The organism is Kitasatospora sp. NPDC057223 (assembly GCF_042669755.1).
Classification (GTDB): domain Bacteria; phylum Actinomycetota; class Actinomycetes; order Streptomycetales; family Streptomycetaceae; genus Kitasatospora.
Genome location: NZ_JBHUWW010000075.1, coordinates 1 through 16,972 on the forward strand (window position 1 = coordinate 1; position 16,972 = coordinate 16,972).

Consider the following 16,972-nt stretch of genomic DNA (forward strand, 5'->3'; position numbering starts at 1 on the left):
GGCCCCGTGACCGACGGGGCCCGGGGGCGCCTCCGCCCCTCGACGGCGCGCACCGCTCCGGACGCCCGCGATGATCGCCCCTTGCGCCGGGCGGCCGCTCCGGGAGAGGCTTCGGTGGAACGGACGGCGGGGGAGGGGTGACAGTGCGGCTGCGAGTGGCGAGACCGGTACCGGGCCCCGTGGATCCGCGTCGCGCGCCCGGCGCGCGCTGTCCGGCCTGACCGCCCCCGTACGGGCGTGGCGTCGACGCCGCCCGCGGGCACCCCTTGCGTACGGTGTTGCACACCGGCTGCCGTCACTGCGACGCGCCCGCCGGTGGGGCACCGCAGCTGTGCCAACTCCTCCGTATCGCTGGGAAGGAGGCCGCGATGGCGGTCTACGAATCGGTCACCGACGCCATCGGGCAGACGCCCCTGTTCCGGCTCACCCGCCTCGGGGAGGGAATCGCCGCACCGGTGTACGCGAAGGCGGAGTTCCTGAACATCGGCGGGAGCGTGAAGGACCGTGCCGCCCGCTCGATGATCCTGGCGGCGGAGCGCGACGGCCACCTGCGGCCGGGCGGCACGATCATCGAGGCGACCTCCGGGAACACCGGCATCGGACTGACCATCGTCGGCCGGCAGCGCGGCTACCGGGTGATCGCCTGTGTCTCGGACCGCTCCGCGCCGGAGAAGTCGGACATCCTGCGGGCCTACGGCGCCGAGGTCGTGCTCGCACCGACGACCCTTCCGGCGGAGCACCCGGACCACCTGTTCAACGTGGTCCGGCGGCTGACCGAGGAGATCCCCGGCGCCTGGCTCGCGAACCAGTACGACAACCCGGCCAACCCCGAGGCGCACGTGCACACCACCGGCCCGGAGATCTGGGAGCAGACCGGCGGCCGGATCACCCACTTCGTCGCGGGAGTCGGCACCGGCGGCACCATCAGCGGCACCGGCGGCTACCTCAAGAAGGTCTCCGGTTCGGCCGTCACCGTGGTGGGCGCCGACCCGGAGGCGTCGACCTACGGCGGCGGGGACGGCAGCCCGTGGTTCGTCGAGAGCATCGGCCACTTCGTCCACCCGGAGACCGTCGAGGACCTCTGGCCGGAGTCCTACCACCGGGACGTGGTGGACGCCTTCGAGCGGATCCCCGACCGGGAGTCGCTGCTCACCGCCCGGCGTCTCGCCCGCGAGGAGGGGCTGCTGGCCGGCCCGTCCTCGGGCACGGCCGTGGCGGCGGCCCTGCGGGTGGCCCGCCGGCTCGGCCCGGACGACCTCGTCGTCGTCCTGCTGCCCGACTCCGGCCGCTCCTACCTCTCCAAGCTGTTCAACGACGACTGGATGCGCGCCTGGGGCTTCCTGGAGGAGCCGCGCACCCCGCAGGACGACGAGCCGACCGTGCGCACCGTCCTGCGCACGCACCAGCTGGTCACCGTGCCCTCCGACGCCTCCCTCGCCGACGCCCTGGCCGTGCTGCGCACCGCGCCCGGCGGTGTCGCCCCGGTGGTCGTCGCCCGCCCGGCCCGCCCGTACGGCGTCGTGGCCGGCGAGATCGTCGGTTCGCTCTCCGCGGCCGCCGTGGAGAGCGCGATCGCCGCCGGCCGGGCCCGCCCGGGCGATCCCGTCACCGGCGAACTCGCCGCGCCGCTGCCGACGGTGGGCGTCGGGCAGCCGCTGTCCTCCGCGCACGGGGCGCTGGGCACCGAGCACGACGCCGCCCTGGTCCTGCTCGACGGCCGGGCGGTCTCCCTCGTCCACCGCGCGGAGCTGGACCCTGCCGCCGCAGGCGGCGGCCGCTGACGCCGGGCGGCGTCACTCGTCGGGCGTCACTCGTCCGGCGCTGCGAGGAACTCCAGGACGAGGCGGTCGAGTTCGGCGGCACCGGTGAACGGCAGTGCGTGGTGCGAGACGTCCGGGAGGACGGCTGTCCGGGCGTGCGGCAGGGCCTGCCGTGCCGCCGCCTCCACCCGGCGGCTGTCGTGCGCCCGGCTTTCGCCGGCGAGCAGCACCAGCGTGGGTACGGCCGACTCCCGCAGCAGCCGGGCGGCCGGGCGCCGGCCGATGACCACCGTGCCGCGCGGGAGCGCGGCACCCAGCGCGTACACCTCCAGCCAGCCCGGATCGACGGCGGCCGCGCTCCCACCGGTCTCCCAGCGGAGGAAGGCGCGGGCCCGCGCGGCGCTCGGGCGCAGCAGCACCGGCAGCGCGCGCAGCAGGTACCCGGCCCGGAAGCCGGCGAAGCACTGGGTGGGGTCGAGCAGGACGAGCCTGCGTACGCGCCGCGGTGCGTGCAGGGCGTAGGTGAGCGCCGTCCAGGCGCCGTAGGAGTGCCCGCAGAGGTCGGTGCGGTCCAGCTGCAGGCCGTCGAGGACGCCGCTGAGCCAGTCGTGCAGGTCGGCGACGGAGCGCGGGGGCCGCTCGCCGGGCCGGCTGCGGCCGGGTTCGCCGATCCGGTCGACGGCGTAGACGCGCCGGGTGCGGCCGAGTTCGGCGACGTTGGCGAACCAGACGGCGGCGGTGGCGCCGCCTCCGTGCAGCAGCACCAGGGGTTCGCCGTCGGCGGGGCCGCAGGCGGTGACCCGGGTGGTGCCGTGGGGCGAGACCAGGTCGATGCGTTCGACGGGCAGGGGCCAGCGGTCGACCAGGGCGTCGTACGCGGCGAGGAATCGGGCCGGCTCTTCGGTCATGGAACGCCCCCGGGATTCAGGTTGCCCAGCAAGTATCTCGTTCAACGAGATACTATGCCCGCCGAAGCGGATCGTGGAAAGGTGCGGCGGTATGGACGAGGCGGATCCCGGTCTCCAGGCGGTGCACCAGTTGCGCGCGATCACCGTCGAACTCGACCTGATGGGAGCTGAGTTCGCTCAGCAGAACGGCTTGCACCCGACCGACCTGCGGGCGCTGGTCCGTCTGCTGGACGCGGCGCGCGCGGGCACCCCCGCCACGCCCGGGTGGCTCGGCGGGCAGCTCGGCCTGAACTCCGCCGGCACCACGGCCGTGCTCGACCGGCTGGAGAAGCTCGGCCAGGTGCGGCGGGTGCGCGACACCCGGGACCGGCGCCGGGTGCTGCTGGAGGTCACCGAGCAGGCCGTCGCGCTCGGCCGGTCGTTCTTCGGCCCGCTGATCGGCGACGTCGTCACCGAACTGGGCACCTACTCCGATGCCGAGCTGGCGACCGTCCGGCGCTTCCTCGGCGAGGTGGGCCGGGCGGTCGCGGCGCGCCGCGCCCTCCGTCGCGGCGCAGGAGCGTGAGACCGCGCAGGCCTGTGGCAGAACCTGACGGGCGGTGCGGCCCGGTCAGTGGATCCCGGAGTCCGGGTTGGCCTCGTCCCAGGCGTGGCGGGAGCCGGCGATGGCCGCGCGGTGTTCGGCCGACCACTCGGTGAGCGCCCGCAGCAGGTGGGTGAGGCTGTGCCCCATGGCGGTCAGCTCGTAGTCGACCTGCGGCGGCACGGTGGCGTGGACGGTGCGGGTGACCAGGCCGTCCCGCTCCAGCCGGCGGACGGTCAGCGTCAGCATGCGCTGCGAGATGCCGTGCACCGCCCGCTGCAGCTCGCGGAACCGCCTGACGCCCTGGGCGAGTTCGACCACGACCAGGACGGACCACTTGTCGCCGATCCGGTCCAGGACGTCGCGGATACCGCAGTCGTCCTCGTAGCCCTCCGCGCCGCAGGCGGTGACGACGGGTCCGGTGACGACCGGTCCGGTGGTTACCGCGGTGTGCCCCACTGACATCGATGTGCCTCCTTACGCCGGGTGCCCAGGTTACCGAAGATGGTGCCAGTTACCGGAAAGAACCACCTGGAGGTCCATCATGCTTCTCGTCACCGGCGCCGGCGGCGGCCTGTCCCGCCTCGTCCTCGCCCGGCTGGCCGGCCGCGCCGACCTGGTCGCGGGCTCGCGCGACCCGGAGCGGGCCACGGCCGGTCCCGGCGCGCGCCGGGTCGACTTCGACGACCCGGCCTCGCTGCCGGCCGCCTTCGCCGGGGTGAGCACGCTGCTGCTGGTCTCGGCCGGCTACGGCGAGGACGACGTGGTGACCGCCCGTCACGGCGCGGCGATCGCGGCGGCGGAGCAGGCCGGCGTGCGGCACATCGTCTACACCAGCCTCACCGCGGCCGGCGACCACCTGGCGTACGCGGCGGCCCACCGCTGGACGGAGCGCAGGCTGCGGGAGTCCACCACCCGGTGGACCGTCCTGCGCAACGGCCTGTACGCCGAGCTGCTGGGTTTCCTGGCGGCTCCCGGCGCGGACGGCCGGATCACCGCCCCGCTGGGCACGGGCGGCCTCGCCGCCGTCGCGCGGACCGACCTCGCGGACGTCGCGGCGAAGGTCGCCGCGGAGGTGGCGGACGGCGTCACCCGGCATACCGGGCGGACGTACGAGCTGGTCGGCGACCGCGCGATCGGCGGAGCCGACCTGGCCCGCGCGCTCACCGCCGCGGGCATCGGCGAGGTGCGCTACGAACCGGGCACACTGGCCGGGGCCCGGGCGGACTTCGCGGCGTCCGGCGCGCAGGCGTTCCAGGTCCCCATGCTGGTGAGCACGTACGCCGCCGTCGCCGCGGGATTCCTCGACGGGGCGGGCGGCGACCTGGCGGGCCTGCTCGGACGCCCGGCGGCGTCCGCCCTGGACGTCATCGTGCGGGACGCGGTCGCCACCCGGGGGTGACGAGGCGCCGTCCTACGGAGCGTCCGCCGGGTCGGCGACGCTCACCGGGACGTCCGGGGCGCGGAACCACGAGCCCTGGACGGCCCACTGGACGGTCATCAGCACCGCGCCGATCAGCAGCGCCCCGATGCCGATCACCGTCACGCCGCCGGTCTCGCCGAACAGCGGCAGGTCGATCGTGGTGGTGCCGTAGTCCGGCTGGGCGTAGACGTCGAAGGCCGCGTAGCAGAAGAAGTAGAGCAGCATCAGCCCGCCGAGCGCCGGGAAGAGGCCCTTGAACACGAAGTCCTTCGCACTGCGGGTGAGCACCCGGCGGTAGTACCAGACACAGGCGAAGCCGGTGAGGCCGTAGTAGAACGCGATGCCCAGGCCCACCGACGCGATCGAGTCGGACAGCACGTTGTCGCTGATCAGCGTCAGCAGCACGTAGAACGCGATGGAGGCGATGCCCATGCCGACGGTCGACCAGGTCGGGGTGAGGTGCCTGGGGTGCACCCGGGCGAACTGGCGCGGGATCGCCTTGTGCGCGGCCATCGAGAAGGTGGTGCGGGCGGTCGGCAGGATGGTGGTCTGGGTGGAGGCGGCGGAGGAGGTCAGCACCATGAAGATCAGCAGTTTGGTGAGGAACCAGCCCACGCCCTGGTCGCCGAAGACGGCGCCGCCCAGCCCCGAGAGCACGTCCCCCTCGTTGTCCGGGTTGCCGAGCCCGATGCCGTCGGTGCCGACGCCCGCGAAGGCCTGCGCGGAGGTCGAGACCAGCGCGTAGATGGCGAGCAGCAGCACGGTGGAGATCACCGCCGCACGCCCCGGCGTGCGGGCGCTGTCGGCGGTCTCCTCGTTGACCGACACGGCGGTGTCCCAGCCCCAGTAGATGAAGACGGCGGCGAGGATGCCGGCGGTGAAGGCCCCGGTGGAGGTGACGCTGAACGGGTTGAACCAGGAGCCCGAGACGTGGAGCGCGGTGGCGGGGGGATTCGACCCGTACACCTTCACCAGTGCGGTGACCGAGAGGACCACGAGCATCACGACCTCGATGGTCAGCAGCCAGCGCTGGAGCGCGGCCGAGATCTCGATGCCGATGTAGCAGATGGCGGTCATCACGATGATCCAGGCGACGCCGGCCAGCGTGGTCCAGGTCTTGTTCTCCGCCAGCGAGTCGAGCCCGAACAGGCGGAAGCCGTAGATGCCGGCGATCTGGGCCAGGTTGGCCATCACGATGATGTCCGCGACGACGATGCCCCAGCCGCCCATCCACCCCGTCCGCGGGCCGAAGGCGCGGGCGGCCCAGGTGAAGGTGGTGCCGCAGTCCGGGTCGGAGGCGTTGAGCTCCTTGTAGGCGTAGGCGATCAGCAGCATCGGGACGAAGCCGAGGATGGTGATGATCGGTGCCTGGAGGCCCACTCCGGCCACGATGATGCCGAGCGTGGCGGCGAGGCTGTAGGCCGGTGCGGTGGAGGCCAGGCCGATCGCCACCGAGGAGACGAGGCCGAGGGCGCCGCCCTTGAGGCCCTTCTCACCCGCTCCCGAGCCGGTGACGAGGGGCGCTGCCGGGGGGCTGGGCCTGCCGGCGGGAGTGGACACGATCCCCACCTTCTTCACTCGTCGGGATCCCCGCGGAGCGCAGGGCTGGGCGGGGCGCCAGGATGTGGCAGGGGACGCTCCGACCGCGCTGCGCGCGGCGTCGCGTCCGTGCTGCGGCCCCGGCGGGCGGGACGAGGAGTCGGGCGCACCGGCGCCCCACAAGTTTCCCACCAGCACGCCGAAGGCTGCCAGAGCCAGGCGCGGGAGTGCGCCATCCACCGCCCGAAAGCGCCGGGCCTCACCCGGACGGACGCGCTTGGAGCGCATTCGGCCGACCTGGATAGCAGGGCGGAGCGGGCGGTCACAGACTCGGAGACCGGGGGTGTACTCGAGTCTGAGAGGCGTTCCAGTGAAGCCAGCCCTGTCCCGCATCGCCATCGCCGCCACGGCGGCAACCCTGACGTTCGCCCTCGCCTCCTGCGGCAGTGCGAAGCAGTCCACCGGATCTTCCTCGGGCGGTGGCGCCTCGGGCAGCGCCGGGGGTGCGATCAAGATCGGGCTGCTGCTGCCCGAGACCAAGACCACGCGCTACGAGCAGTTCGACCGTCCGCTGCTGGAGCAGAAGATCAAGGCGATCGCGCCGAACGCGCAGATCGACTACTACAACGCCAACCAGGACGCGACCACCCAGCAGACCCAGGTGGACACCGCCCTCACCAAGGGCAACCAGGTCCTGATCCTGGACGCGGTGGACGCCAAGTCGATCCAGTCCTCGGTGCAGAAGGCCCACGACGCGGGCGTGAAGGTGGTGGCGTACGACCGGCTGGCCCAGGGCCCGGTCGACGCGTACGTCTCGTTCGACAACCACAAGGTCGGTGAGCTGCAGGGCACCGCGCTGGTCGAGGCGGTCGGGGACAAGGCCTCGGCCGGCAAGATCATCATGATCAACGGCTCGCCGACCGACCCGAACGCCGCCGAGTTCAAGGCGGGCGCGCACGCCGCCATGGACGGCAAGCTCACCATCGGCAAGGAGTACGACACCCCGAACTGGGACCCGAACAACGCCAACCAGGAGGCCGCCGCCGCGATCACCGCGCTCGGCGCGCAGAACGTGGTCGGCGTCTACTCCGCCAACGACGGCATGGCGGCCGGTATCGCCACCGCCCTGAAGGCCGCCAACCTGTCCGTCCCGCTCACCGGCCAGGACGCCCAGCTGGACGCGGTGCAGCGGATCCTCGTCAACACCCAGACGATGTCGATCTACAAGCCGTACAAGCCGGAGGCCGAGGCGGCCGCCGTCATCGCGGTCGCGCTCGCCCAGGGCCAGGGCGTGCCCAGCGCCTCGGCGACGGCGACGTCCACCAGCGGCAGCGGCCACAAGGTGCCCTCGGTGCTGATCACCCCGATCGTCCTGGTCAAGGACAACATCAAGAGCACCGTGGTCGCCGACGGCCTCTACACCGTCGCGCAGATCTGCACCCCCGACTACGCCGCGGCCTGCACGGAGGTCGGCCTCACCTGACCGGGCCCCGGCCGGCCCCGCCCGGCCGGCGCAGGTCGTACGACAACAGGCGCGCGGTGCGAGACAAGGGAGTTGGTACCAGTGGCAGGTGAGCCCGTACTCGCGTTGCGCGGGGTCTCCAAACGGTTCGGCGCCGTGCAGGCGCTCACCGAGGTCGAGCTGGAGGTGTGTCCGGGGGAGGTGGTCGCCCTGGTGGGTGACAACGGCGCGGGCAAGTCCACGCTGGTCAAGACCATCGCCGGGGTGAACCAGCCGGACGAGGGGGTGATCGAGTGGGAGCACCGGCCGGTGTCCATCAACCGGCCGCAGGACGCCCAGCACCTCGGCATCGCGACCGTCTACCAGGACCTCGCGCTCTGCGACAACCTGGACGTGGTCGGCAACCTCTTCCTCGGCCGGGAGCTCCGGCGCTTCGCCGTGCTCGACGAAGTCGGTATGGAGAAGAAGTCCCGGGAGCTGCTCAGCACCCTGTCGATCCGCATCCCCAGCGTGCGGATCCCGATCGCCTCGCTCTCCGGCGGCCAGCGCCAGACCGTCGCGATCGCCCGCGCGCTGATCGGCGAACCCAAGGTCGTGATCCTCGACGAGCCCACCGCGGCGCTCGGCGTCGAGCAGACGGCGCAGGTCCTCGACCTGGTCGAGCGGCTCCGCGACCGCGGCCTCGGCGTCATCCTGATCAGCCACAACATGGCCGACGTGATGGCCGTGGCCGACCGGGTCGCGGTGCTGCGCCTGGGGCGCAACAACGGTTTCTTCGACCGCCGCTACACCACCAAGGAAGAGATCATCTCCGCCATCACCGGCGCCACGGACAACGCCGTGACCCGCCGTCAGGCCCGTGGCACGGAGGGTCAACAGTGACCGACGACAACAACCCGAACCCGGGCGGCGACGGCGAGTTCCACCGAAAGCCGCTGCCCGAGGACAGCATGCCCAAGGGCGGCGTGAACGCCGCCGTCCCGGTCGCGCCGGGAGCGGCGCCCGTCATCGACCCCCGCCTGATCGTCCGGGAACAGGGCGTGACCGGCTACCTCGGCGAGTTCAAACGACGGATCACCAGCGGCGAACTCGGCTCGCTGCCGGTGGTACTGGCCCTGATCATCATCTGGGCCGTCTTCGGCAGCCTGAACAGCACCTTCCTCTCCGCCCAGAACCTGTCGAACCTCTCCCAGCAGATCGTCGGCACCGGCATGATCGCCATCGGCGTCGTGTTCGTCCTGCTGCTCGGCGAGATCGACCTCTCGGTCGGCTCGGTCAGCGGACTCTGCGCGGCCATCTTCGCCGTCATGAACGTCACGCACGGCGTCAACCAGTGGGTCGCGCTGCTCTCCGCCATCGTCGGCGGCGCGCTCGTCGGCCTCATCCAGGGCCTCTTCTTCGCCAAGGTGGGCGTGCCGGCCTTCGTCGTCACCCTCGCCGGCAACCTGGCCTGGAACGGCCTGATGCTGCAGATCCTGGGCTCCTCCGGCACCGTCAACCTCTCCGGGAAGGACATCGTCTCCCGGCTGTACACCACGATCTACAGTCAGACCATCGCCGCCTACCTCGTCGCAGCGGTGGCCGTCCTGCTCTTCCTCGCCTCCAACGTGTTCGACGCCAGGCGCCGCAAGGCGGCCGGGGTGCCGTTCCGGCCACCGGCCGACATCGCGCTGCGCACGGTGGCACTCGCCGTCGTCGCCTTCGTGGTGGCCTACACGCTCAACCAGTACAAGGGCCTGCCGCTGGCGCTGCTGATCTTCCTGATCTTCCTGGTGGTGCTGGACTTCGTGCTGCGGCGCACCACCTACGGCCGGCAGATCTTCGCGCTCGGCGGGAACATCGAGGGCGCCCGCCGGGCCGGCATCAACGTCTCGTGGATCCGGATCTCGGTCTTCATGATCTGCTCCACGATGGCCGCGGTCGGCGGCCTGTTCCTCGCCGCCCAGATCCAGTCCGCCAGCCAGACCTCCGGCAGTGGCAACCTGCTGATGAACTGCATCGCCGCCGCCGTCATCGGCGGCACCAGCCTCTTCGGCGGACGCGGCAAGACCTGGTCCGCCCTGCTCGGTGCACTGGTGATCGGCTCGATCCAGTCCGGCATGAACATCATGGGCGTGAGCAACGCCATCCAGTTCATGATCACCGGCGCGGTGCTGCTCGCCGCGGTCGTCGTCGACTCGCTCTCCCGGCGCACCCAGAAGGCGGCCGGCCGCGCCTGACGCCGACCCGGGGGCCGACGGCTGCGGCCGTCGGCCCCCGGGGCGTGTGCGGGGCGGTCCGCCGTCCGCCCCCGAACGGCTACTCGCCGAGGACGACGACGCGGCCGGTGCTGCGGCCGTCGGCGACCAGCTGGACCCCGCCCGCCGCGTCGGCGAGCGGCAGCCTGGCACTCACCAGCGGGCGGACGACGCCCTGCTCGGCGAGCTTGGACAGCTCCTCGTGGGCGGCCCGGACGGCCTGCGGGTCGAGGGTGTTGTAGAGGCCCCAGTGCAGCCCGAGGATGCTGTAGTTCTTCACCAGCGCGTGGTTGAGGGCGGGCGCGGGGATCTGGCCGGCGGCGAAACCCACCACCACGATGCGGCCCTCGAAGGCGACGCACTTGGTGGAGCCGGTGTAGGCGTCGCCGCCGACCGGGTCGAACACGACGTCCGCACCGCGCCCGGCCGTGGCCTCCTTGACGGCGGCGACGAAGTCCCCGGCCGTCCGGTCGACCACCAGGTCCGCGCCGAGCCGCCGGGCCACCGCCGCCTTGTCGGCGCCGCCGACCACCCCGATCACCCGGGCGCCGGCCGCCTTCCCGAGCTGGACGGCCGCGCTGCCGACCCCGCCCGCCGCCGCGTGCACCAGCAGCGTCTCGCCGGGGCGCAGCACGGCCCGGCGGTGCAGGGCGAACCAGGCGGTCTGGTAGCCGATGTGCAGGGCCGCCGCCTCGGCGTCGTCCAGCGCGTCCGGCGCGCGGAACACCGCCGACGCCTCCAGCAGGGCGTACTCGGCGAACGCGCCACCCGGCAGCACCGGGTTGCCGATCACCCGCTCGCCCACCGCCCGGCCGTCCACGCCGTCGCCGAGGCCCTCGACCACGCCGCAGAGTTCGACGCCGGGCGTGAACGGCAGCGGCGGGCGGACCTGGTAGTGGCCGCGCACCATCAGCGCGTCCGGGAAGTTCACCGCGGCGGCCCGGACCCGTACGAGCACCTGGCCCGGTCCGGGCTCCGGCTGCGGCAGTCCGTCGCGCAGCCGCATCACCTCGGCGGGCTCACCGAGTTCGTCGACCTGCCAGGCCCTCATGCGCCACCGTCCTTCTCCAGTCCGCGCTGCAGCTTGTTCATTCCGGCGATCCAGCGGTCCGGGTCGGTCGCGCGGACGGCGTAGTAGTCGGCGACCTCGGGGTGCGGCAGGATCAGGAACCGCTCCTCGCGCAGCCCGGCGAGCACTGCCTCGGCGACCTCCCCGGCCTCGATCGCGCCCGGTGCGAGCAGGAGTTCGCCCATCCGGCCGGCCGAGGTGAGCATGTCGGTGCGCACCCCCTGCGGGCAGACGGCGTGCACCCGCAGGCCACGGTGCCGGTAGGTGGCGGACAGCCACTCGGCGAACGCGTACGCACCGTGCTTGGACACCGCGTACGGCGCGGAGCCGAGGCTGGTGAGCAGCCCGGCGGCGGAGACCGTGGCGACGAACCGGCCGCTGCCGCGCTCCAGCCAGCGGGGGAGCAGCAGGTCGGCGGCCCGGACGTGCGCCAGCACGTTGACCTCCCAGGCGAGCGCCCAGGCGGCGGCCGGCGCGTCGGCGCCGCCGCCGGGGGCGACGCCGGCGTTGGCGCACCACACGTCGATCTCGCCGAGCGCCGCGCGGGCCTGCGCCACCAGCGCGGCCAGGCCCTGCTCGCTCGCGGCGTCGCCCGGTACGGCGGTGCCTGCGCACTCCTCGGCGACGGCCTTCGCGGCGTCCGCGTCGAGGTCGTTGACGACCACCCGGGCGCCCGCGGCGGCGAAGGCCCGGGCCATCGCGGCGCCGATGCCGCGGCCGGCCCCGGTGACCACCACGCCCTGCCCGGCGAGGTCGTCCACGGGGCTCACAGGCCGCCGCCGAGGGTGACGCCGCCGTCGACGACCAGGGTCTGCCCGGTGATCCAGGCGGCGTCGGCGGACAGCAGGAAGGCGACGGCGCCCGCGACGTCCTCGGGCATCCCGAGCCGGCCGAGCGGGTAGGCGGCGGCGACCTGCTCCTCGCGGCCCTCGTACAGCGCCTCGGCGAACTTCGTCTTCACCACGGCGGGCGCGACGGCGTTGACCCGGATGCCGGGGCCGAGTTCGGCGGCCAGCTCCACGGTCAGGCGCATCAGCGCGGCCTTGCTGACGCCGTACATGCCGATGCCCCGGGAGGCCCGGATACCCGCGATCGAGGCGACGTTGACCACCGAGCCGCCGTGCTCGCCCATCCAGGCGGCGTGGGCACGGCGGGTCCAGGCGAGCGGGGCGAGCACGTTGACCGCGAGGATCTTCGCCGCGATGCCCTCCTCGGTGTCGAGCACCGGGCCGTATGCCGGGTTGATGCCGGTGTTGTTGACCAGGTGGTCGAGCCGTCCGAAGGCCTCGACGGTGCGGGCGACGGCCTCCTCCTGGTGGGCGGGGTCGTCGGCCTTGCCGGCCACGGCGATGGCGACCTCGGGCCCGCCGAGGTCCTGTACGGCCTCGGCGAGAGCCTCGGCGCCCCGGGCGGTGATGCAGACCTTGGCGCCCCGGGCGACCAGCTCCCGTGCGATGCCGAGGCCGATGCCGCGGCTGGCTCCGGTGACGACGGCCACCTGGCCCTTGAACGAGTGCACCACTGGGGGTCCTTTCGCGTCCGGCGGGCCGGGGGGTTTCGGCGCCCGCAGGGGTCGTTGCGGTGTGGAACAGGAGTGACTAAGCGCTTGCTTAGCATGGTGTCGGTGCGGGACGCTGTCAACAGTCCCGGTGGCTCGTGGGTGGGCCGCCGGTTCGCACGACCGTTCTGGGAGGATGGCGCCATGACCAGCACGCCGATCGCCGACCTCTGGACCACGCTGCCCGGCGGGGCCAACGCCCGCCCCGAGGCCGCGTACCGGCTGTTGGAGGCCGCCGTCGAGGCGTTCGCCGAGCGGGGCTACCACGCCACCACGACCCGCGACATCGCCACCGCCGCGGGGATGAGCCCCGCCGCGCTCTACATCCACTACCCGTCCAAGGCGGCGCTGCTCGCCGAGATCAGCCGGGGCGGCCACGCCGCCACCCTGGCACTCGTGCGCAAGGCCGCCGGCGGCGGCACCGACCCGGTCGCCCGGATGCGCCGCCTGGTCGAGGACTTCACCCGCTGGCACGCCCGGGGCAGCACGGTGGGCCGGGTCGTCAACTACGAACTGCACGCCCTGCGGCCGGAGGACTACGCGGTGGTGGCGGGCCTGCGGCTGGACATCGAGCGGGCGGTGAGCGAGATCATCGCCGACGGGCTCGCGGCCGGGGTCTTCGAGGTCGCGGAGGTGAAGACCGCCGCGCGCGCGGTCACCTCGCTGGGGATCGACGTGTCCCGCTGGTACACCGACCGCAGCAGCGAGTCACCGGAGGAGCTCGGCCGCCGCTACGGCGAGCTGGTGCTGCGGATGCTGGGCGCGCGGATCTGACCCCGGCCCCGGCGCCGCCGGGGCGACCGGCCTGCGGGTGACCACCCACTTCCAGGTACGTACTTGATCAGACCGCGGCCGGGGCCGAGTCTGGTGGAGGCGCGCCAAGCCCTCCGACCGACACCGATCCGACCTCCAGATGACGCCGGCCCCAGGCGTCCAGCAGCTCCAGCGCCTCGAAGAGCGACCGGCCCTTCGAGGTCAGGGAGTACTCGACCCTGGGCGGCACCTCCTCGAAGGCCTCGCGGTGGACGACCCCGTCCGCCTCCAGCTCGCGCAGCTGCTGGGTCAGCACCTTCTCGCTGATCCCCGGCAGCAGCCGTCTCGCCTCGCCGAAGCGGCGCGGGCCGTCTGCGAGCGTCCAGAGGATGAAGGTCTTCCACTTGCCCTCGATGACGTCCACCGCCGCGCCGACCCCGCAGACGTGTGAGTTCCGCTGCACGTTTCGACTCCTCGGCTCCGCGGCGGACCGTCGGCTGATCCCCAGTCACTCAACGGGAGTACCTGATGAGCCGTTCCCCTGCCCTTTCGCCCGCCGCCCCCACTGCCCCTGCGCCTTCCCTTTCGGGCACGCTTTCGTCCGTCACCGTGCTCGGCCTCGGCCCGATGGGCCGGGCGCTGGCCGCCGCCCTCCTGCGGGCGGGCCGTCCGACGACGGTCTGGAACCGGACGCCCGGAAAGGCCGCCGAGCTGGTCGCCCGGGGCGCCGTGCTCGCCGCCACGGCCGCCGAGGCGGTGGCGGCGAGCCCGCTCACCCTCGTCTGCGTCCTGGACTACGACGCCGTGCACGCCGTCGTCGGCCCGGCCGCCGAGGCCCTGCGGGGCCGGACGCTGGTCAACCTCACCGCGGGCTCGCCCGCCCGGGCCCGCGCGGCGGCGCTCCGGGCCGCCGAGCTCGGCATCGACTACCTCGACGGCGCGATCATGGTGCCGGTCGCCGCGATCGGCGGGCCCGCGGCCCTCGTCCTCTACAGCGGGCCGCAGGCCGTCTACGAGGCGCACCGGGGGGCACTGGCCCAGCTGGGCGGTACGGCCGTCCACCTGGGGGCCGATCCCGGCCGGGCGGCCGGCCACGAGGTGGCGCTGCTCGACATCTTCTGGACGGCGATGAGCGGCATCGTGCACGGTTTCGCGCTGGCCGCCGCCGAGGGCGTCACCGCCCCGGACCTCCTCCCGTACGCCCGGGGGATCGGCGGCCTGCTGCCCGGCATCATCGACGGGTTCGCCGGGCAGATCGCCGCCGGGCGGTACCCGGGCGAGGACTCCAGCCTGCTCTCGGCCGCCACCGCGATGGCCCACGTCCTCGACGCCGCGGCCCAGCACGGGCTGGACACCGGTGTGCTGACGGCCGCTCACGCCCTGGCCCGGCGTGCGGTGGACGCGGGCCACGGGGGAGACGGCTTCGCCCGCCTGGCCGAGGTGATCGGCGAGCGGGCGGCGTAGCCGGGGCCGGCGGCTGCCGGCCCCGGCCCGGGGTCAGCCGTTGGCGAGTGCCTGGACGCGGTCGTAGGCGCCGTTGAAGTAGTTCTGGTCGCCCGGCAGGGTGCCGGAGTCGGAGTACTGCCAGATGGTCTGGTAGCTCCAGCCGGCCGGCAGGGTGCCGACGGCGCTCGCGTAGCGGGCCACCCAGAGCGGGTTGGTGGCGCCGAAGCCGGCGTTGTTGCCGGTGCAGGTGGTCCACCAGTCGGTGGTGGTGTAGATGGTCGGATAGCGGCCCGTCCGGGTGTGGACGGTGTTGCTGAAGTCGCGGATCCAGCTGACCATCGCACTCTGGCCGAGGCCGTAGCAGGTGGCCCCGTACGGGTTGTACTCGATGTCGAGCGCGGGCGGGAGAGTGCGGCCGTCGCGGGACCAGCCGCCGCCGTGGCCGACGAACCAGTTGGCCTGGGCCGCGCCGGAGGAGACGTTCGGGAGCGCGAAGTGGTAGGCGCCGCGGATCAGTCCGGCGTTGTAGGAGCCGTTGTACTGCTGCGCGAAGTACGGGTTCGTGTAGGTGGTGCCCTCGGTCGCCTTGACGTAGGAGAACCGGGCGCCGTTCGCCGCCGCGGTGGTCCAGTTGACGTTGCCCTGGTAGCTGGAGACGTCCATGCCCCTGGTCTGGGCGGCCAGTGGGTGGGTGTCCGGGAGGCCCGACCTGCCCTCGTGCGCCGCGACGGTGGATCCGGCGAAGTCCTGCTCGGGGTGGAGCGGCGGTCCGGGCCGGGCGGCCTGGGCGGGGGCGGCGGCGGCACCCGTCAGGAGGGCGCCGGCCGCGAGTGCGGTGGCGGCGAGGCGGGCGGCGCGGGAAGTGCTGTGCATGAACACTCCTCTGGTCCTGCGGGCAGGATGCCGGGCGGGATCCGGGCATGGCGGGGTACGCCCCGCGCGGGCCCGCCCGGTCGGCTGGTTCGAGAGTAGCCATGTACCCGCCAGATCGTGAGGCTTCTGCCGACACTGCCGAACGATCGTCACGACCGGCCGCCCGGCCCCGTGACGTCCGAGGCCGCGAGCGGTCTACGGGCGTAGGCCGCGGCCGTGTTCGCGGTGCTGCTCACGGCCCTGCCCACGGCCCCGCAGGATCCTGCTCGCGGCCCCGGTCCGGTGCCGGGGAGGCCTCGCCGTTCGGCTCAGGCCCTGGCCAGTTCCTGCAGCCGGTCGTACGGACCGTTGAAGTAGTCCTGGTCCCCCGGCAGGGCGCCCGAGTCCGCGTACTGCCAGATGGTCTGGAAACTCCAGCCGGCCGGCAGGGCGCCGACGCTGCTCGCGTAGCGGGCCACCCAGAGCGGGTTGGTGGTGCCGAAGCCGGCGTTGTTGCCGGTGCAGGTGGTCCACCACGCGGTGGTGGTGTAGATGGCCGGGTAGCGCCCCGTCCGGTCGTGCACGGTGTCGCTGAACTCCCTGATCCAGTCGACCATCGCGCTCTGGCTCAGGCCGTAGCAGGACGCGCCGTACGGGTTGTACTCGATGTCCAGTGCGGGCGGCAGGGTGAGGCCGTCGGGTGTCCAGCCGCCGCCGTGGTCGACGAACCAGTTCGCCTGAGCGGTGCCGCCGGAGGTGTTCGGCAGGGCGAAGTGGTAGGCGCCACGGATCACGCCGGCCTCGAACGAGCCGCCGCTCTGCGACCAGAAGTACGGATTGGTGTAGGTCGTCCCCTCGGTGGCCTTCAGGTAGGCGAACCGGGCCCCGTTGGACACGGCCGCACCCCAGTCGACGTCGCCCTGGTAGGCGGAGACGTCCATGCCCTGGACCTGGGCGCCGCGCGGGCGGTGGCCGCCCATGCCCGACCTGCCCTCGTGGACGGCGACGGTCGAACCCGCGTAGTCCAGCTCCGGGTGCGGGATGATCGGCAGCGGCCGGGTCGTCCGCGCCTGCGCCGGCGCGACGGCGCAGGCGAGCAGCGCGGCGGCGGCGAGGGCGGTGGCGGTCGCCCGGCGCAGGCGCCGTGGGCGCGCGGGGCGGGCGGCCGGTGGTTCGGTGGTGGTTGCGCGGGCGGCACGGGACGTGCGGCGCATGAACACTCCTCTGGGGGGCAGGGGCCACGCGTCGTGCGCGCGGCCGGCTCGAAAGTGAGCTGGGAACGTTCCCGCCGGGAGCGCGAGGTACCCGGGGGCCCACCTGAACGGCGGCGAGGTACGCCCGCCCGGCGCAGTGGCCGCCGGCGGGCCGGCCCGGGTCCGCCC

At 73.5% G+C, this 16,972-nt stretch carries 17 protein-coding genes; 8 read left to right on the forward strand and 9 right to left on the reverse strand.

Annotated features, from left to right (window positions below; genetic code table 11):
• The first annotated feature begins 368 nt into the window (after positions 1 to 368).
• On the forward strand, positions 369 to 1,781 hold the full coding sequence (locus ACFUK0_RS24350) for a pyridoxal-phosphate dependent enzyme (RefSeq protein WP_380253610.1): 1,413 nt from the start codon (positions 369 to 371) through the stop codon (positions 1,779 to 1,781).
• A gap of 26 nt (positions 1,782 to 1,807) precedes the next feature.
• Here ACFUK0_RS24350 and ACFUK0_RS24355 read toward each other — a convergent pair whose 3' ends face one another.
• Positions 1,808 to 2,668, reverse strand: a complete 861-nt coding sequence (locus ACFUK0_RS24355) for an alpha/beta fold hydrolase (RefSeq protein WP_380253612.1) — start codon at positions 2,666 to 2,668, stop codon at positions 1,808 to 1,810.
• A gap of 91 nt (positions 2,669 to 2,759) precedes the next feature.
• Between ACFUK0_RS24355 and ACFUK0_RS24360 the strand changes: the two genes are divergently transcribed.
• On the forward strand, positions 2,760 to 3,233 hold the full coding sequence (locus ACFUK0_RS24360; protein ID WP_380253614.1) for a MarR family transcriptional regulator: 474 nt from the start codon (positions 2,760 to 2,762) through the stop codon (positions 3,231 to 3,233).
• 45 nt (positions 3,234 to 3,278) lie between these two features.
• On the opposite strand, the gene ACFUK0_RS24365 is transcribed toward ACFUK0_RS24360, so the two are convergent.
• The gene (locus ACFUK0_RS24365; RefSeq protein ID WP_380253616.1) at positions 3,279 to 3,716 is read right to left on the reverse strand and encodes a winged helix-turn-helix transcriptional regulator; all 438 of its coding nucleotides are present in this window, start codon (positions 3,714 to 3,716) and stop codon (positions 3,279 to 3,281) included.
• Between the two features lie 79 nt (positions 3,717 to 3,795).
• Between ACFUK0_RS24365 and ACFUK0_RS24370 the strand changes: the two genes are divergently transcribed.
• A complete protein-coding gene (locus tag ACFUK0_RS24370) occupies positions 3,796 to 4,653 on the forward strand; it encodes an NAD(P)H-binding protein (protein ID WP_380253618.1) in 858 nt (285 codons plus the stop codon).
• Positions 4,654 to 4,665: 12 nt separating this feature from the next.
• Here the strand turns inward: ACFUK0_RS24370 and ACFUK0_RS24375 are convergent, their stop codons facing one another.
• On the reverse strand, positions 4,666 to 6,234 hold the full coding sequence (locus ACFUK0_RS24375) for an APC family permease (RefSeq protein ID WP_380253620.1): 1,569 nt from the start codon (positions 6,232 to 6,234) through the stop codon (positions 4,666 to 4,668).
• 361 nt (positions 6,235 to 6,595) lie between these two features.
• On the opposite strand from ACFUK0_RS24375, the gene ACFUK0_RS24380 reads away from it, so the two are divergent.
• The 3 genes from ACFUK0_RS24380 to ACFUK0_RS24390 all read left to right on the forward strand — a co-directional run bounded on the left by ACFUK0_RS24380 (position 6,596) and on the right by ACFUK0_RS24390 (position 9,894).
• On the forward strand, positions 6,596 to 7,696 hold the full coding sequence (locus ACFUK0_RS24380; RefSeq protein WP_380253686.1) for a substrate-binding domain-containing protein: 1,101 nt from the start codon (positions 6,596 to 6,598) through the stop codon (positions 7,694 to 7,696).
• Positions 7,697 to 7,777: 81 nt separating this feature from the next.
• A complete protein-coding gene (locus tag ACFUK0_RS24385; protein ID WP_380253622.1) occupies positions 7,778 to 8,557 on the forward strand; it encodes an ATP-binding cassette domain-containing protein in 780 nt (259 codons plus the stop codon).
• 68 nt (positions 8,558 to 8,625) lie between these two features.
• The gene (locus tag ACFUK0_RS24390; RefSeq protein ID WP_380253688.1) at positions 8,626 to 9,894 is read left to right on the forward strand and encodes a sugar ABC transporter permease; all 1,269 of its coding nucleotides are present in this window, start codon (positions 8,626 to 8,628) and stop codon (positions 9,892 to 9,894) included.
• Between the two features lie 79 nt (positions 9,895 to 9,973).
• On the opposite strand, the gene ACFUK0_RS24395 is transcribed toward ACFUK0_RS24390, so the two are convergent.
• From ACFUK0_RS24395 to ACFUK0_RS24405, 3 genes are read right to left on the reverse strand one after another with little or no spacing between them, the layout of a single operon-like run.
• Positions 9,974 to 10,963 (reverse strand): NADPH:quinone oxidoreductase family protein, encoded by a 990-nt coding sequence (locus tag ACFUK0_RS24395; RefSeq protein ID WP_380253624.1) that lies wholly within the window; start codon positions 10,961 to 10,963, stop codon positions 9,974 to 9,976.
• Complete coding sequence (locus tag ACFUK0_RS24400) at positions 10,960 to 11,742, reverse strand: SDR family NAD(P)-dependent oxidoreductase (protein WP_380253690.1); 783 nt, start codon at positions 11,740 to 11,742, stop codon at positions 10,960 to 10,962. The genes ACFUK0_RS24395 and ACFUK0_RS24400 overlap by 4 nt, the downstream gene beginning before the upstream one ends.
• A gap of 5 nt (positions 11,743 to 11,747) precedes the next feature.
• Positions 11,748 to 12,503, reverse strand: a complete 756-nt coding sequence (locus ACFUK0_RS24405; RefSeq protein ID WP_380253626.1) for an SDR family oxidoreductase — start codon at positions 12,501 to 12,503, stop codon at positions 11,748 to 11,750.
• 180 nt (positions 12,504 to 12,683) lie between these two features.
• Here ACFUK0_RS24405 and ACFUK0_RS24410 point away from each other — a divergent pair, with 180 nt between their 5' ends.
• Entirely contained in the window at positions 12,684 to 13,313 is a 630-nt protein-coding gene (locus ACFUK0_RS24410; RefSeq protein ID WP_380253628.1) for a TetR/AcrR family transcriptional regulator, read from the forward strand.
• A gap of 67 nt (positions 13,314 to 13,380) precedes the next feature.
• Here ACFUK0_RS24410 and ACFUK0_RS24415 read toward each other — a convergent pair whose 3' ends face one another.
• Positions 13,381 to 13,755 carry a winged helix-turn-helix transcriptional regulator gene (locus tag ACFUK0_RS24415; RefSeq protein ID WP_380253630.1) on the reverse strand — a complete coding sequence of 125 codons (375 nt, stop codon included), beginning with the start codon at positions 13,753 to 13,755 and terminating at the stop codon, positions 13,381 to 13,383.
• A 65-nt stretch (positions 13,756 to 13,820) separates the two neighbouring features.
• Here ACFUK0_RS24415 and ACFUK0_RS24420 point away from each other — a divergent pair, with 65 nt between their 5' ends.
• Positions 13,821 to 14,756, forward strand: coding sequence for an NAD(P)-dependent oxidoreductase (locus ACFUK0_RS24420; RefSeq protein ID WP_380253632.1), 936 nt, complete (start codon positions 13,821 to 13,823; stop codon positions 14,754 to 14,756).
• Between the two features lie 33 nt (positions 14,757 to 14,789).
• On the opposite strand, the gene ACFUK0_RS24425 is transcribed toward ACFUK0_RS24420, so the two are convergent.
• Positions 14,790 to 15,611, reverse strand: a complete 822-nt coding sequence (locus ACFUK0_RS24425; RefSeq protein ID WP_380253634.1) for a lysozyme — start codon at positions 15,609 to 15,611, stop codon at positions 14,790 to 14,792.
• A gap of 308 nt (positions 15,612 to 15,919) precedes the next feature.
• Complete coding sequence (locus ACFUK0_RS24430) at positions 15,920 to 16,804, reverse strand: lysozyme (RefSeq protein WP_380253636.1); 885 nt, start codon at positions 16,802 to 16,804, stop codon at positions 15,920 to 15,922.
• Between the last annotated feature and the right edge of the window lie 168 nt (positions 16,805 to 16,972).

Excerpts from the sequence above, each read along its gene's own strand:
- ACFUK0_RS24350 (WP_380253610.1), top strand. The coding sequence starts at position 369 with ATGGCGGTCTACGAATCGGTCACCGACGCCATCGGGCAGACGCCCCTG.
- ACFUK0_RS24355 (WP_380253612.1), bottom strand. The coding sequence starts at position 2,668 with ATGACCGAAGAGCCGGCCCGATTCCTCGCCGCGTACGACGCCCTGGTC.
- ACFUK0_RS24360 (WP_380253614.1), top strand. The coding sequence starts at position 2,760 with ATGGACGAGGCGGATCCCGGTCTCCAGGCGGTGCACCAGTTGCGCGCG.
- ACFUK0_RS24365 (WP_380253616.1), bottom strand. The coding sequence starts at position 3,716 with ATGTCAGTGGGGCACACCGCGGTAACCACCGGACCGGTCGTCACCGGA.
- ACFUK0_RS24370 (WP_380253618.1), top strand. The coding sequence starts at position 3,796 with ATGCTTCTCGTCACCGGCGCCGGCGGCGGCCTGTCCCGCCTCGTCCTC.
- ACFUK0_RS24390 (WP_380253688.1), top strand. The coding sequence starts at position 8,626 with ATGCCCAAGGGCGGCGTGAACGCCGCCGTCCCGGTCGCGCCGGGAGCG.
- ACFUK0_RS24395 (WP_380253624.1), bottom strand. The coding sequence starts at position 10,963 with ATGAGGGCCTGGCAGGTCGACGAACTCGGTGAGCCCGCCGAGGTGATG.
- ACFUK0_RS24410 (WP_380253628.1), top strand. The coding sequence starts at position 12,684 with ATGACCAGCACGCCGATCGCCGACCTCTGGACCACGCTGCCCGGCGGG.
- ACFUK0_RS24420 (WP_380253632.1), top strand. The coding sequence starts at position 13,821 with ATGAGCCGTTCCCCTGCCCTTTCGCCCGCCGCCCCCACTGCCCCTGCG.
- ACFUK0_RS24425 (WP_380253634.1), bottom strand. The coding sequence starts at position 15,611 with ATGCACAGCACTTCCCGCGCCGCCCGCCTCGCCGCCACCGCACTCGCG.
- ACFUK0_RS24430 (WP_380253636.1), bottom strand. The coding sequence starts at position 16,804 with ATGCGCCGCACGTCCCGTGCCGCCCGCGCAACCACCACCGAACCACCG.